The organism is Acinetobacter sp. B-6 (assembly GCF_056930735.1).
Window position 1 is genome coordinate 96681 of record NZ_JBXPBY010000007.1, and the last position, 14697, is coordinate 111377.

The 14697-nt window shown below is 35.3% G+C and carries 16 protein-coding genes; 5 read left to right on the forward strand and 11 right to left on the reverse strand.

Annotated elements, in window-relative coordinates; all coding sequences use genetic code 11:
* Nucleotides 1-154: 154 nt before the first annotated feature.
* Nucleotides 155-436: a hypothetical protein gene (locus AC1Z3T_RS10160; protein ID WP_005030151.1), complete on the reverse strand. Its 282-nt coding sequence runs from the start codon at nucleotides 434-436 to the stop codon at nucleotides 155-157.
* A 164-nt stretch (nucleotides 437-600) separates the two neighbouring features.
* Here AC1Z3T_RS10160 and AC1Z3T_RS10165 point away from each other — a divergent pair, with 164 nt between their 5' ends.
* Nucleotides 601-1152, forward strand: a complete 552-nt coding sequence (locus AC1Z3T_RS10165; RefSeq protein WP_005030154.1) for a DUF2799 domain-containing protein — start codon at nucleotides 601-603, stop codon at nucleotides 1150-1152.
* 557 nt (nucleotides 1153-1709) lie between these two features.
* On the opposite strand, the gene AC1Z3T_RS10170 is transcribed toward AC1Z3T_RS10165, so the two are convergent.
* Nucleotides 1710-2288, reverse strand: coding sequence for a DUF4189 domain-containing protein (locus tag AC1Z3T_RS10170; protein WP_100886269.1), 579 nt, complete (start codon nucleotides 2286-2288; stop codon nucleotides 1710-1712).
* Between the two features lie 348 nt (nucleotides 2289-2636).
* Here AC1Z3T_RS10170 and AC1Z3T_RS10175 point away from each other — a divergent pair, with 348 nt between their 5' ends.
* Nucleotides 2637-2825, forward strand: coding sequence for a hypothetical protein (locus tag AC1Z3T_RS10175; protein ID WP_005030158.1), 189 nt, complete (start codon nucleotides 2637-2639; stop codon nucleotides 2823-2825).
* 162 nt (nucleotides 2826-2987) lie between these two features.
* Here the strand turns inward: AC1Z3T_RS10175 and AC1Z3T_RS10180 are convergent, their stop codons facing one another.
* Nucleotides 2988-3179, reverse strand: a complete 192-nt coding sequence (locus AC1Z3T_RS10180; protein ID WP_035301414.1) for a hypothetical protein — start codon at nucleotides 3177-3179, stop codon at nucleotides 2988-2990.
* Between the two features lie 884 nt (nucleotides 3180-4063).
* The gene (locus AC1Z3T_RS10185; RefSeq protein ID WP_199959521.1) at nucleotides 4064-5518 is read right to left on the reverse strand and encodes a hypothetical protein; all 1455 of its coding nucleotides are present in this window, start codon (nucleotides 5516-5518) and stop codon (nucleotides 4064-4066) included.
* 323 nt (nucleotides 5519-5841) lie between these two features.
* Here AC1Z3T_RS10185 and AC1Z3T_RS10190 point away from each other — a divergent pair, with 323 nt between their 5' ends.
* The 3 genes from AC1Z3T_RS10190 (at nucleotide 5842) to AC1Z3T_RS10200 (ending at nucleotide 8191) form a co-directional block, all read left to right on the forward strand.
* Complete coding sequence (locus tag AC1Z3T_RS10190) at nucleotides 5842-6105, forward strand: hypothetical protein (RefSeq protein WP_483396616.1); 264 nt, start codon at nucleotides 5842-5844, stop codon at nucleotides 6103-6105.
* Nucleotides 6106-6453: 348 nt separating this feature from the next.
* Nucleotides 6454-7209, forward strand: coding sequence for an SDR family NAD(P)-dependent oxidoreductase (locus AC1Z3T_RS10195; protein ID WP_483396617.1), 756 nt, complete (start codon nucleotides 6454-6456; stop codon nucleotides 7207-7209).
* Nucleotides 7210-7711: 502 nt separating this feature from the next.
* The gene (locus AC1Z3T_RS10200) at nucleotides 7712-8191 is read left to right on the forward strand and encodes a hypothetical protein (RefSeq protein WP_483396618.1); all 480 of its coding nucleotides are present in this window, start codon (nucleotides 7712-7714) and stop codon (nucleotides 8189-8191) included.
* Nucleotides 8192-8327: 136 nt separating this feature from the next.
* Here AC1Z3T_RS10200 and AC1Z3T_RS10205 read toward each other — a convergent pair whose 3' ends face one another.
* The 7 genes from AC1Z3T_RS10205 to AC1Z3T_RS10235 all read right to left on the reverse strand — a co-directional run bounded on the left by AC1Z3T_RS10205 (nucleotide 8328) and on the right by AC1Z3T_RS10235 (nucleotide 14655).
* On the reverse strand, nucleotides 8328-9320 hold the full coding sequence (locus tag AC1Z3T_RS10205; protein WP_483396619.1) for a contractile injection system protein, VgrG/Pvc8 family: 993 nt from the start codon (nucleotides 9318-9320) through the stop codon (nucleotides 8328-8330).
* Complete coding sequence (locus AC1Z3T_RS10210) at nucleotides 9311-9526, reverse strand: tail protein X (RefSeq protein ID WP_483396620.1); 216 nt, start codon at nucleotides 9524-9526, stop codon at nucleotides 9311-9313. The genes AC1Z3T_RS10205 and AC1Z3T_RS10210 overlap by 10 nt, the downstream gene beginning before the upstream one ends.
* Nucleotides 9527-9528: 2 nt before the next feature.
* On the reverse strand, nucleotides 9529-9957 hold the full coding sequence (locus tag AC1Z3T_RS10215; protein ID WP_483396621.1) for a phage tail protein: 429 nt from the start codon (nucleotides 9955-9957) through the stop codon (nucleotides 9529-9531).
* A 26-nt stretch (nucleotides 9958-9983) separates the two neighbouring features.
* On the reverse strand, nucleotides 9984-12428 hold the full coding sequence (locus AC1Z3T_RS10220; RefSeq protein ID WP_483396622.1) for a phage tail tape measure protein: 2445 nt from the start codon (nucleotides 12426-12428) through the stop codon (nucleotides 9984-9986).
* A gap of 225 nt (nucleotides 12429-12653) precedes the next feature.
* Nucleotides 12654-12950 carry a phage tail assembly protein gene (locus AC1Z3T_RS10225; RefSeq protein ID WP_221260464.1) on the reverse strand — a complete coding sequence of 99 codons (297 nt, stop codon included), beginning with the start codon at nucleotides 12948-12950 and terminating at the stop codon, nucleotides 12654-12656.
* Nucleotides 12951-12954: 4 nt separating this feature from the next.
* Complete coding sequence (locus AC1Z3T_RS10230; RefSeq protein ID WP_200024627.1) at nucleotides 12955-13467, reverse strand: phage major tail tube protein; 513 nt, start codon at nucleotides 13465-13467, stop codon at nucleotides 12955-12957.
* 9 nt (nucleotides 13468-13476) lie between these two features.
* Nucleotides 13477-14655, reverse strand: coding sequence for a phage tail sheath subtilisin-like domain-containing protein (locus AC1Z3T_RS10235; RefSeq protein WP_221260465.1), 1179 nt, complete (start codon nucleotides 14653-14655; stop codon nucleotides 13477-13479).
* Nucleotides 14656-14697 lie beyond the last annotated feature (42 nt).

A 14697-nucleotide genomic window follows, 5' to 3' on the forward strand; every position in this document is an offset into this window, starting at 1 on the left:
TTATAACTACTTTGTATCAACCTGCGATCCGTTCCATAAGTATGAAAAATTAAACATTAAATTCGTTTCATACTTTTCTTGAGCAAATCAATCATCATATATTCATTTCAAATTTTTCATTCATTTATCCTTATTTTAAAGACTATAAATAAAATCACTTAGACTCATTAAAATTCTCCTTATTTATTAAATTCTTACAGTAATTAATATGATCATTGTCTTTTTTATTATGCACCATTTTCATACACGAACAAAAGTGCTCAGATCGTCCATACTGGATATCATCTGGAACATCAATTCCATAACATTTCGCATCAATTTGATTCAATTTAGGTGCAACAATCCATTTTCCAGAATAAAAAGGATAGCCAAAGCCACCAATAACAATCATCAACAGAACAATAATTGGAAAGTTATTTTTAATATATTGAATCATTTTTAAAAATCTTTAAGGTCTAAAATCCAATTCTACAAAAAAATGATTATTCAACCAAATCAATACACTTTAATGGTACTTTTTAAATTTTGTCAGCAAATAAAAGATATTGTCATGATAAAATATTTTAGAAAGTTGCTCAATCGTCGTTAGGAAATTATTTCATGAAATTTATAGTAGTTTTATCTACTTTTACTGTTTTACTTTCAGGCTGTACGGCAATGAGTATTGAGCAATGCAAAACTGCAAACTGGTTTAATGTTGGTGAAAAAGATGGTTCAGCTGGTTCCAACCCACATCTAGATCAATACTACTCTGCTTGCCAAAAAGCAAATATCATTCCAAATCAGAATTTATATGAAAAAGGCTACCAAAAAGGTTTGAGTGCTTATTGTCAACCTGAAAACATTTTCTATGAAGCCTTAGATGGTCGTGGTAATTATCGAATTTGTCCTATAGAAAAGCGTGAATCTCTTCGTAGTTATTATCAAGTCGCAAGTCAGTACTTTTCTGCAAATTCAGATTTTAATAAATCACAAAATGATATGAATTATTACCTTGAAAGATTGGAGTATAAAAACCTTTCTGATAAAGATCGCGATAGCTATAAACAGAAATTATATGATCTCCGTATCAATAGCAGCCAAGTGCAATCTCGTTATCAAACAGCTCTGCGAAATTTAGAACGCTTCAAGGCTGAACATGATCTTGATTAGATTGAAACAAATACTTTATATAAACCTATGTTATAGATGTAATTTTCATGTTTTTTAAATAACATTTGAATAAAAATTTGTATTTGATTGATGCTAAATACGGTCTAGGATTATGCAATTATTTTAAAGCGATCTATACAAAATTGAAGCTACTCGAAAATCTACTTATTTTTCGTTCTCGATTTTAAGCGATCTATAAGGCTGTGACCAAAAAACAAGTCGTGAGCAAAAAATATGATGAGATTTAAAATTATTTTGCTATATAAAAAAGCCTCACATTTCTATGAGGCTTACCTTAATTTTGCGCTGATTAAGGTTTTTTGTTATTTATTTTTAGTAAAATAACTATTTAAATTTAATTTAAAGTATCTAGTATGTCAATGATATTTACTGGCTCAAACCAAAATTTAAAGTTAAAATCTATTGGCAAGTGAATATCTTATTTTGTACAACTACATTCTTGCTTAAATGAAAATATGAAAAAAATCTTCTGGTAGGTGAGGTCGAAGTCCTATTCCCTCACCTAATATATTCATTTTTAGTTATATATTGAATTGTTATGGAAGATTCAACCTACGGCAATCTTGATAAATAATCTTACATTGAGATTCTGGAAAACCATCAGCACGACATGCGTCAACAACTTTCTTGCGTCCTAATGCTTTTCTGCTCCCAGGAACGAGTACTGGAATAACATCTTTCACTTCACCAGCTGTTGTACGTGCTCGATAGAGTCTATTGGTTCCTTCAGCCTGTCCAACTGTCGCACAATGATTGTCATCATAAGTAAACCAAATTTGACAACCTGTACCCCCTTTTTTTTCACAATCTTGTAGCGCTTTCTCTTCTAACTTTCCTCGGAAAATTTTTGCCGTTGCGACACCAATGACTCCATTTGTTCCTGCTGCAACATAACCTTCTGTCGTTGGTGAACGATAGCTTGGCTGGGCATATCCACCTCCACCACCATAATTTGGAATCGGTGCACAGCCTTGTACACCCTGACCACCTACTGGATAATAGCCAGGAGGACAGTTACCTTCAGCCTTAGCAACGCTAGAAATAATAGAAAATACTGAAAGACAAATTAAGGCGATAAAAAAGTATATGTTCTGTTGTCTATGGTGTTTCATCATGATTGGCGCATCCATGTTTGTGAATTATTTTGTGAAAAGTCTATCATTTATCGGTGATATTTTAATCATTTTAAATCTTAAAATAATTCATTGCGAAACTCAAATTTCGAGTCAACATTTATTATTTTCTGTTTAAGATATATGTCTAGACAATCCTATCTATGTGTCTAATACATTAAATTTTCAAAATATTTTTTATAAGTTTGATATTTAACAATGCTTAACAAACCAAACCAAATTACAGTTTTTATTGAGTGAAAGCGCCTTGCTGATATGCTGGGAAAATACTTTGATCAATTTTGTGATATAAGGCATACCCATTTATCTTTTTCCTCTATGAGGTTTTATATGAAAAATACACCATCATCTGATGATCTAGAATCAACAGCATTGGGTTGGAAATTCATTGTTATTGTTGGTATTTTAACTTCTATCTTTTTTACTTTCCTGTATCTGGCGATGTCTAGCGAACCAGACTATATGCCAAGTCAGAAGCAGAAACAAACCTCCATACAACATAAAAACAGCACATCATAATCTTTTGAATAATCAAATAGAACTTTATCAAGTGAATTATAGAGTATTCATTTTTTATTGTTGATGCTTAGTTTGAATAAAAAACTCGCTAACTTGAACCGCATCCGAAAGTTGGATACTTTTAATCTAATTTGGAGGGTGCCTTTTTATGACCAAATATTCTTAAAAATAACGCTGAGATGTCGTATCAACATTAGTCGTTATCGAAACGACTTCATCATCTTGAGGCTCTGCTTGTAATAATTTCGTTGCGGTAAAAGCAAAAGTTACCATCAACAAAATAAACATGGACAACGAAAAAAAACCACTTTTATTCTCTATATCACATGATTGACAATGCTTTTTTTCAGTCATTGTGGGTCTATTACACAATTTACAAAAATTTTGACTCATCGCCCTACGACAATCCTGTTATACAAGACTCTTTTAACATATCAATATTAGTTGATTTCGAGTAAAAATTACAGAATTGTTATTTTAAATAAAGTACCTCTTCTTTGTTGATCTGCTCCCAATAAAAAATCTATATTTTAAATGATTAAAGATAGGTTGTGGAATCGAAATGTCTTTTGATATTTTCTTGGCATTATTCAAATTCATTCCGCAAACGGCTGGTTAAGCCCAGAAGCCTTTGAACAGAAATATTTTAAGACTTTAGAGGGATCGGTTGTCCACAATACTGTCTAGGATCACAACGAGTTTAGCCATTTTTTACGGTACATTTTTATTGGGTTTTGCGGTATACCGTATAAAGTACCGTTAAAAACTTGAGAAATGGCGGTACATCATGCGACAAACTGCGACAATGAATTCTACGAATGCTTTTAATATAAAGGGTTTTGAGACAAATTGGAACAAGGAGGAACAGCAAGATGGTACGCCCAGCGCTCTTCTAAATAAGCACTCAATACACTGATAAATATAAACTAATTTATTTATAAAAATATTTGTAACGCAACCTGTAACGCAATGATTGAAATCACTCTATTCTTTATTCTGTTACCTAATAACCATTATACATTAATGAATTATATATTTTTAATTTGATTAACAACATTTACAGCTATTAAGCGATCTATTTATGGTCTACTTTTAAGAGAACAGAAAAGTAGACCTATCCTAACAGGACTGATTAAAAACCATACCACGATGATTTCGTTGATAGTTTAATGGCGGTACTCATATTATCAGTATCCACAATGTTTTTTTAAATTCTGTACGAATTCCAGTAAATTAAATTAGCAAAATTTAAGACTACCATAACAATTTGGGGCAAAATTTTGCCCATTAAGCTGAAGGTTGGATAGATTCATCTGTAAAGGAGCAACACTTGATAAATTTACATTTCCTATATTTGCATCAAGACCATTTCCACTAATAATTCCACCAAGATCATTTGTTTGAGCAGGATTTTTCTGTAAATAATCTCCAGCTTTTGTAGCAAATTGACCAAGTAATGGTTCAATACTCAATTTTTGGGTTGGCTCTACTCGACCTATACTAATAGGATCTGCAAGAGCTAACCACCAACCTGGTTGTGCAATATTTAAGGATTCAGAACCTGGCCATAATAAACTCTGATTTTGTAAGCTTAAAGATGCAGCTGAGTTCACTTGTAAAGTATGTATAAAGCCAAGAGCTTCTTGAAAGTTTACAGTCGCTTTCGCACCACTTACTGAACCACTCATTTTGATATTAGTAAATTGACGCCCTGTTGGTGCGGCTAAACAAGCTGGAATTAAAAAAACAGTGTTTTGACATCCTGTTATCTTAGCGTCTACGGGATTACCAGCTGTGTACACTGCTGTTGTGGTTCCATTTGCATCAGAAGTTGTTCTACCTGTTGATGGATAATCATTTCCTGTCCCCAAATTGATAGTTGGAATATCAACAGAAGCAGATAAACCAACTGATGTTTTACGATTCCCAACAACAACAATTTGAGAAGTTTCAAAAGGAAGGTTATTCATTTCTGGAATACTGAACCCACCTCCTGTTGTAATGAAACTTGCATTTGCTAATCCAATTGCAACTAAATTACCTTTAATTGGGTATGTACCTAAATTCATAAACTGTGCAGCAGTATCTGCATATCCTTTAATTTTACTTTGTTCTGCAGCAGTAGTACCAATACCAGACTGTACTTTCATGTATCCAGAGAAACTATTTAATCCATTCGCAACAGATGAATTTTCTGTTCCCAAAGTCATTAGACCTAGTATTTTCTCGGCACTCAGTCTCAATCCAACAATTTCTCTTGTTGATGATTGACCAGGATTTTTAATTGCAAACTCAATGAATGGGTTTGTTAATTTTGCGCTAGAACTTGCTCTACCAGAATTAGTATCAGAAATACCACTTAAACTTAAATTATCAATATCAAGGTCACAGCCACCAGCCCCGTTTAATCCCCCACAACCTAGTTGTAATTTTTTAATATTAGCATTCAACTCTAATTCTGCTTCCAAACCTAAGCGATAAAAACCGATATTCTGACTACCGCCAGAACGCTGCCTTTCCAAATTATCTGAATCATTAGGTGCAATAAAAGACATACTCATTAAAGCTTGACCAGTAGTCGCTGACATTTCAGTATCGGACATAGGTTGAAAAGTTTCAGAACTTGCACAAACAGAATGGTAACTAAAACACATTAATCCCCAAAAAGCATTTGACAAAAATACCTTTTTCATTATAAAAAATCCTTTTTTCATTGTACGAGTGCTTATTAGTCCAAAAATTCAAACAATTATTTTTACTAATAATCGTATTGTAATTTTGGTGTAATTGTATACTTTTTTTTATTCAACTCAAACTCTTTTTAATTTACCTAAACATTCTAATTTATAATAATTTTTCTATTGAATACTACGATCTATAACTAAAAAAGAACTCCAGAATTGTCCACTGTAATTGTTTTTTATACCTGATTTCAGGTATATGCTAAGCCTGCAATTATGCCTATATTTTATACTGATAGTTAAAATCTATCATAACTAATTAAAAGGATTCTAATATGGGTATCAAGGTTACAAACAACACAAATGAATCAATCTCTGCTTGCGTTAATCAGTGGGGAAGTGATGGTGATACAGGATATTTTTCGATTGCACCTGGTAAAAATGAAAACTGGGATAGATCAGCAGAAAAGCCTTTTATTATGTTAATACAGAAAGGTGGGAATGTTACTGCATACTGTGTATCGAGTAAAAGTCAAATAATTGTCTCCTCAAACGGTATAACAGATCAAGGCATTGAAAAAAATCCAATCCGTGCTTGAGTATAAATAATTTCATAGAGTGGTAAATCCAATGAGTTTTATCACTCTGCCAAAATCCAATTATATCTACGCAATACTCATGTTTGATAATTGTTTTTGCGAAATTGTCATTACATTTTAGATAGTTTTCCCCCAAGTATATTTTTAAAGATAAAGCTCCATCCAAAGAGCTTTTTCTTAACATCATTCAAAGCGGTATTTATTTGCCCGCCCTGACTGAAGTTTAAGAGTTTAGAGCTCACTATCATTCGCTCATCGATCACAAATTTCATATACTAAGTATTACTATTATTTTCAGATTTCTTGATACTTGGACTTGCTTCATGAATAAAAAAGGAGAAATACTTTTTGTATAATTGTAAAAATAATGAAGAACTCGTTGCGCTAGTGACTGGTTCAACATCTGGAATAGGAAAAGCAATTGCTCATCAGTTATCAAGAGAAGGATATGCTGTTGTTTTGCACTCGCGAAGTTCAAGTGAAAAAGGAATTGAACTGGCTCAAGAGTTTGGAAATGCCATATACATTCAAGCTGATTTATCTAAAGACGATGATCGAATAAGGCTCATCAATCAAACTATATCTTGGAAAGGTCATCTAAATGTTTTAGTAAATAATGCTGGTATGAGTCAGATCATTCCACATGAGGATCTTTTAGCTGCATCACCAGCAGTTTGGAACGAGCTTTACGAAGTTAATGTAATTGCTCCATTTCGCCTTATAGCAGAATCAGAAATTTACTTAAGAAATGCGGCTAAACAAGGACAAACTGCTTGTGTTATAAACATAAGTTCTCATGCAGGTGTTAGACCTAAGGGTGCATCTATTCCCTATTCAGCTTCAAAAGCCGCATTAAACCATATCACTCGCTTGTTAGCTGTGTCATTAGCTCCAGATATACGAGTAAATGGCATCGCTCCTGGTTTAGTAAGTACTCCACTCACTCAAAGCTGGATATCTGCACAGCAACTTTGGAATGAACAGTCACCAATGAAAAGAGCTGCACAACCTGAAGATATAGCTCAAATTGTTTCCATGCTAATAGCTTCGAATTATCTAACTGGAGAAATTATAATTGCAGATGGAGGTCTAAATTTAAAATAGACTTAGTACAATTAGTACTCACGATAAAAAATAATCAAATATAAATTAAAGCGCTAATTATTTCTATTATTGCTTAATCGAATCGTTCAAATTAATCAGGGTCAAGTGAATTGAGGGCTTATTTTTTAATATTTTGTCGCCTCATCTAAAATAATATTTATATAAACAATTAGTTATAGATTTAAAGAACTTTAGCCAAATCTGATACCAAATATGGTCAAAGTAATATTTTGCAAATAGCTTCATACCTATTTAATTTACAGACCACTCCTCTATCAATCTTTCAGCATCAGCCGCCTGTCTAACAGTTGATAGTGTTTTAGCTTCACTTCTCCATTTCTTTAGAAATCATAAAAAGGCAGGAAGTAAATTCCTTAAAATCATGATTTTCCGACTTATCAATACAATATTCTACATAGTAGCCTAGTCTCATTAGGAAGGTTAGAATACAAGAAAGGATTAAAAATTTTCCTTTGAGCCTTATAAAAGTTTGGGTGAGTTCATGTTTGATATCAATGATGATTTAAGAAAAATTGAAAATACTAATTTTTTTTCTAAAATGGGAATTAACAATATCAATGATGATAGAGTTATTTTAATAGAAAATTTAGGTAAAGCTTTTTTGAATCATTCAGACGAGGACTTTCAGGGAAAATACAACAAACTTAGATGGTTACCATCAAGTATTTCCCAAGAAGATCCATTTTACAAAAAACAAAAGAATACACCAGAATTATTGAATTTGAGAAAATGTATTAATAAAAAAATTTTAAATGCAACAAGAGACATGAATAAGGAGTTGTTTATAATACCTCCACATGATTTTAGTCTAGCAGCTCGTGATTCAATTTGTTTCTGTTTCAGACAGCTAATGACTGAAAGATATTTACAATTAGGTCAAAAATGGGAGTTTATTGCTGAGTTATATTATTTAGGTCATTATCCTATTGGATATATCGACAATAAAATTGTAGCTATTTAAGCCTTATTCTGTATAAATCCATCACAAAGGCAAACTTGAATAAGCATAAAAACAATGAATTATATAATTTTAGAACTTTGGTCATGTTTGGTATTATGTCTGACCAAAGTAAAACTTTACACACTTGTTAAAATTTTTAGTTATCTGTATTGAAACTTTTCACAGCCTCTAATGAACTCATAAAACCAGTAGTTTTATCAATTGCATGAGTCACTGAATCAATTAACCAGTCACCATCAATTCCCGATCTAAAACTTGATAGACTTAATTTTGCTTCAGCTGAAAGAAATGGATCACCGGGTAACTCAATAGAAACTTTATCCTCATTACGTTTAGATGAATCAAGCGCTGATTGAGCAGCTGCTCTTGCGCTTTTTTCATCAAGATAAGTATGTCGTAATCTTCTTACTGGTTCGCCCTCACCCAACTTAACTTCATTCTTTTTTGCTTTATTTTTTTCATGCCAATAGGTGATAACAGTACCAGAACTATCCCTTGAACTACTCACCATTGACCAACTTGAAACTTGGTAGCGTGTAAGTTCAACTGTGCCTAAATCAATTTCGCCTCTTTTAACGAATAATAACTTGCCGCCAGCTGGCTTACATACTGCATCATAGCGTTTTGACAATCTCATCAAGAATGATAAATCTGATTCATCTGACTGTGTTATTTGTGGCAATTTGACTGATTTTAAAGAATCACTCACTAAGTGCTCTAAATTGTGTTCAGTTGCGATTTTAAGAACAACGCCTTCAACAGTAACGTCCTTATCCCACACTCTACTCTTTTGGGTCTGTAGTGACGTTTTACCTGTCTTGCTCTCTGTTTGTACTGCTGCCCTACAGCGAATAATCATTTTATCTGGTGGACCTGATAACTCAACTTCATCAACAATAAATAAACCCATGCTCTGAAGCTCACCATCATAACCCATCGAAACTTTTAACTCAGCGCCCTTCACAGGCATATCAATAGGATTAGTAGGATCATCAATCAAACTAATCTCGCATGAATCTGACTCAATGCCAGTTTTATCAGTCACCGTGATTGATTCAAATAATTGATAGATTACACCGCTTATATCATTACCATTTGCGACCACACTAAAACTAGGTTTTAATCCCATAGTTTAATCCTTGTATTCGTTGAAAATTGGGTGTTAGTTTGTTCTGGTAGTTCAATCAATACGCCTTCTGGCAAAATTGGTGTCATTGCTGATAATCGTGGATTGGCATTAAAAATATTTTCCACCACTTTATTTTTAGTGTGTCCGTAATATTTATAGGCAATATAATCTACTGTATCGCCCGCTTTAGTTTGATATTGAGCCATACTTATAATCTCCCAATTGCACCGCGAATGATATTTGCAAGCCCCAAGCTTCCCATTACATCACTATGCTTCCTAAGGTTAATCGTAAATTCTTGACGGCGTGGTACACCAAATGCAGCATGTTTACTCTGCCCCTCAGAAACTTCTGTAATTATCCAATTGCCTAAAACCTTACCTGAGCCAGTAATCAATAGTTGAGGCTTACCCAACGAGCCTAATCCCCGTAAATTATCAAGCTGTCTTGTACCTCCATTCCATTCAGGGAAAATCACGCCAGTTAAAGTCATTGTGTCTTGTCCGGGTCCCAAAAACTGTAGATTATCCCAATCCCCAAAAACTGACTGTTCACCCCACTGATACTGTGTTGTTCTGTTTAATTCCTGATAGGCTGCCGTATAGACTCCAAATTTAAAGTCACCCAGGCGCATCATTGTGATAAAAGATCCATAAACTAACATTATTGCGCATACCCCCAATCGATCATTGAATTACGCTCTTCGACGCCCTGTTTTTGTTTCAGCTTTTGCATTACCTCTTGAGCTATTTCCTTTGGATTTTGATTAGGTGCGGCATGAATCGTAAATGAAAAGGAATTGTGGTTTACCTGATCGCGCCGATCTGATTGATTAATTCGAGCGGATTGACTCGAGTCAGAAGTTTTACTATTTGAAAATGGTTTGATTGCTTCAGGAATGTTATCGGCTTCAAAATTAGATTTTCTTGCAAATCCTTCACCTACAAATGAAGCTTTCGGCATTTCAACTTTTGGGACCTTCATTGGGAATGGTAATGCTGTAGTTTTTGGCTGTGTTGGCTGGGCAAGCGGTATTTGCGAAATAGATTTAACCTCTGCAACTTTTGAGCCTAGATCAAAACCTACAATTTTCCCAATTAAGTCAAAAACTTTACCGCCAAAATCTAAGATCCGCTTAAAACCATCAATCATCATGCGAAGTGGTGCCAAAACAGCATTGATTGCACCGCCCACCAATTGACCAAATCTTTGCCCAGCTGAGGTCGCTTTTTCTATATCCTCTTTACTCGCCTTAACTGGTGTGAGTAATTCTTTAAACCAATTCCATGCTTTAGAAACCGCAGTGCTCACCAGATCCCACGCTTTACCTAAAATTGGTACAGAAGCAATTAACTCAGATACAGCACTTGTGAAAGGTTCCATACCTTGTTTTAAGCCTTGCCAAAAACCTGCAAAGAAAGCTTTTATTCGATCCCAATTTTTGTAAATCGCAATACCAGCCCCAATTGCTACTGCTGCAACAGCGCCCCACGGAGTTCGTAGTAAAGCAAATCCAATTTGTTTTAATACAGGTCCAAATGATGAAAAAGCAGCTCTTGCGATGCCAAGTGGGTTTTTCATACCTAATATAGCTTGCCCTGTACTTTTGAACACTTTTGATAATCCGCTACTGCTTCCAAGCAATCGGATAAAAGAACCAGCAAGCCCTAAAATACTGGATCTCAAAAGCAATGACACAAGGCGCACAGCAATCAACCCAACTTTTAAAGCTGTTAAACCTACAACCACCTTTACAATTGTGCTTGTAAGTTCTGGATTTGCTTTGGTCCACTCAATCACTTTAACTACAAATGTTCCAAGCTTCTCAACACCAGCCGTAATATAGGGTAAGAGCACACTTCCAATAATTGTGCCTAATGCAGATAAACTATTTTTAAAAAGAATAATTGAATTGGCGGTTGTTTCAGATCGAGCCTGATACTCTGCTGCCATCGATCCAGCGTATTTGCTTTTATCGGCAACCATTCCTAGATTTTTTTCTAATGATTCAATATTGGTTAAAAGTGGTGCAATTGCGCCCAACGACTCCTTACCAAATAAATTAGATAAAACCGCTGCTTGTTTATGCTTTTCAAGTTTTGATACAGACTTTAAAACTTCCAATGTTGTGCCGTTGGCATCATTTTGCATTTGTTTTGAAATACGTTTGTAATCAAGCCCTAATTCTGCATAGGCTGCCTTTTGGCTTTTAGTGGCAGACTCACCAGCAACCAAAGCCAACATGGTATTTTTAATACCTGTTGCTGCAATTTCCTCCGAAATCCCCATACCACGTAACGTCGCACCAAGTGCAGCAATTGATCCCGAAGCGAAGCCCCCAACTTCACCCAATGGACCAATACGTTGAACAATATCCATAATGGCTTTGGCTGCAGCTGGTGTATTGTTGCCTAAATAGTTAATTTTATCGGCAAGCTCTACAACCTCATCTTGGTTCATGCGAAATGCGGTACGCATCTCTGCCATAGATTGCCCTGCAATATCCGCTGTGGTATCAAACGCCACTCCCATTTTGACTGCATCTTCAGCAAATCGAGTAAGCTCATTGGCTTTAATACCGGACTGACTACCTGCAGCCATAATTTTAGATATTTCAGTCGCGACCATTGGTAGGCGCGTTGATAGCATCAAAGCATCATCACTAATCTTTTTAAATTCTTGATCAGTACCGCTAAAGGTCTTTTTTACATCTGCCATTGCAGATTCAAAATCAATTGCCAATTTAACCGGGACACCGACAGTTACAGTCGAAGCAATAACAGATCCTAATTGCCATTTTAGATTTGATAGTTTTTCATTGTTTTCTAGTCTTGCTTTCTCAATCGAATTTAACTTACGTTGTTGCGATTCTAATTTTTTTAATTCGGCTGTAACGGCGCTATAACGTGAACGTAAATTATCAACGTTCTTACCCATTCCACCAAAAGTTTTGATCGAGTCGCCCAATTGGTTTTGAGTTTTTTTAAGTCGATTGACTTCCGAGCCAATTTTATTAAGTTCGCCCTTTGTGGTATTCATTACAGATTTAAAGGAACCTGATAATGCTCCTCCAATCGTAATGACTGCATTGAGTTTCTTATTTGACATAGCAAAACAATTTTAGAATCTGATTCACTATTTTTTATTTGTTTTGAAAATTTATCATTATTCAGTTTTTCATTAAAAAACCGCTCGAAAGCGGTTATTGATCATCTTCAGGCAATCCCTCACACCACCAAATTATTTCTGAAATTCTCATTTCCAAAATTTCAGCTTTTGACCATGAAGTGTGTGAAGCTAAACCGAGCACATAAGATCTTGCGACCTCTGTGCTCATGTTGTAAAAAGCTTAAATGCCTCTTGAATACGGCGATAATCTTTTAATGTCGCTGCCTTGATTTGATCCGGTGTAACACTACAAAGATTTGAAAACATCATGATCTCTTGAACCGCATCAGATTGACCCTTTGATTGCATTTCTGCAGCAAGCAAATCTTGTACTGTAGGCTCACGCATTACAATTACACCCACTTTCGCCCCATCAATATCAAGTGACTTGGCAAATGTAATTTCGAAATCGCCTGTAGCTGTTTCTTTTAGATATTCTGGAAGTTGATTTTGTTTAGACATTTTTTTAGATCCCAATTGCGTTACGAATATCAGCCAATACATCCACACCATCAATGATACGAACCATGTTAATCACATCAATTTCGTGAATGACTTTTCCACCAATGGTCTGTTTATAGTAAGTTAAGGACATATCGTATTTGTCTTTAGGTAATTCACCGGCTTTAACTTTACCCTGGCTAATTTTTACAACCTTACCTTGCATTGTGTGTTCAATAGCGGTGACAGTGCCGTCGAAACTCTCCATTGCTTCACGAACAATCACGGTTGTAGATTTACCTTGTTTAACTCCAAACAAAGCCAAAGTATCTCGGCTATGAGAGTTAAGAGTAAAGTCAGAAGTTAACTTTTTCATACCTGTGCGAATATCTATTGCCGCGTCCATCCCTGCAGCACGATAATCTTCGTTTTCTTCTTCCAACTCAGGAGGATTGTATTCATCGGCTTTACCCGCATAGCCTTTACCATCAATAAAGATATTCCAATTTTTGCGAATATCTGCTGCTACACCTGTCATACAACCCCCTTACGCAAAAATATCTTTGATGTAATCATCTACAAGATGAGAACGGAAAATAATGTGTTCAGCTGGATAAACTGGTGTGAAATCGAAATCAAAATAAATCTTTCCTGATTTAATTTGATCAGGGGTATTTAAGTCAGGATTTGCCCAACATTTACCGCCTAAAATTGCACCAATGTTTGTTAAATAGCGCAAATAACTATTTACTCCCTCGACCACATCACTCACATAATTTTTAGTAATACCACGGTCTACAGCCCAAAGATGGGCAGCTTTCAATGATTCGTCGATCATATCCGCAGTACGCACCACGCATAAAAATTGCCACTTAGAATCTGCTGATAACGTGCGATTTCCCCACAAACGATAACCGTTTTGGCGAATGATTGTATTTACTTTTGCTTCATTTAGGATATTCGCACGACAATTTGCGTCACCCATTTGAAAATCTATTGCGCGAACTGTGCCGACAATACCATTGATTTCCTGATTTGATGGTGACCACCACCAACCGCGCTCACTATCTGATTTTGCAATTAGACCTGCAACATGAGCACTTGAGAATGATTCAATTAATGTACCTTCTGAACCAACTTTTTTGGATTTTGGATCTACCAGATAAATACGCTTTGAACCAAAATCTTTCGCATAAGCTTGAGCATCTGAATCATTGGTATTCGGACCATCCGGAATAATGGTCGCTTTTAGTCGTTCAGCAATACCAACCAATTCAGCGACTACAGCATTGGAATTACCCTCTGTGCGTGTATGTGTAAAACCTGGTGCGATTAAAATCTTTGGAACAAACCCTAAGATGTTCTCAGAAGCAAGAAATGCATGAACACCTTCATAAGTACCGTTGTTCGCATCCACTCCACCCAAAACATTGGCAAGTGTCTCAGCTTCAGTCACGCCCTTTGCAACACGAGTGACAACAATAAGCGCGCCAATTTGATCAAAGATTGAATCTATAGCATCAGGCAAAGTACCAGTTAATCCAAGTTTTGCTGCTTCTATTCGAGATCCAGCGATTGAAACTGGAGTATTGAGTGGAAAAAGTTTCTCATCTGCATCGGGTGCGGTCCCGATTAATCCGATTACTGAACTTCGCACTGTGGTAATTGGTCTTACGCCATCATCTACAGTGACGTTTTCAATACCGTGAATGAAAGTGTCTGTCATGAATAAATCCATAATCATATTTAGATTTTGGATTCATTCTTG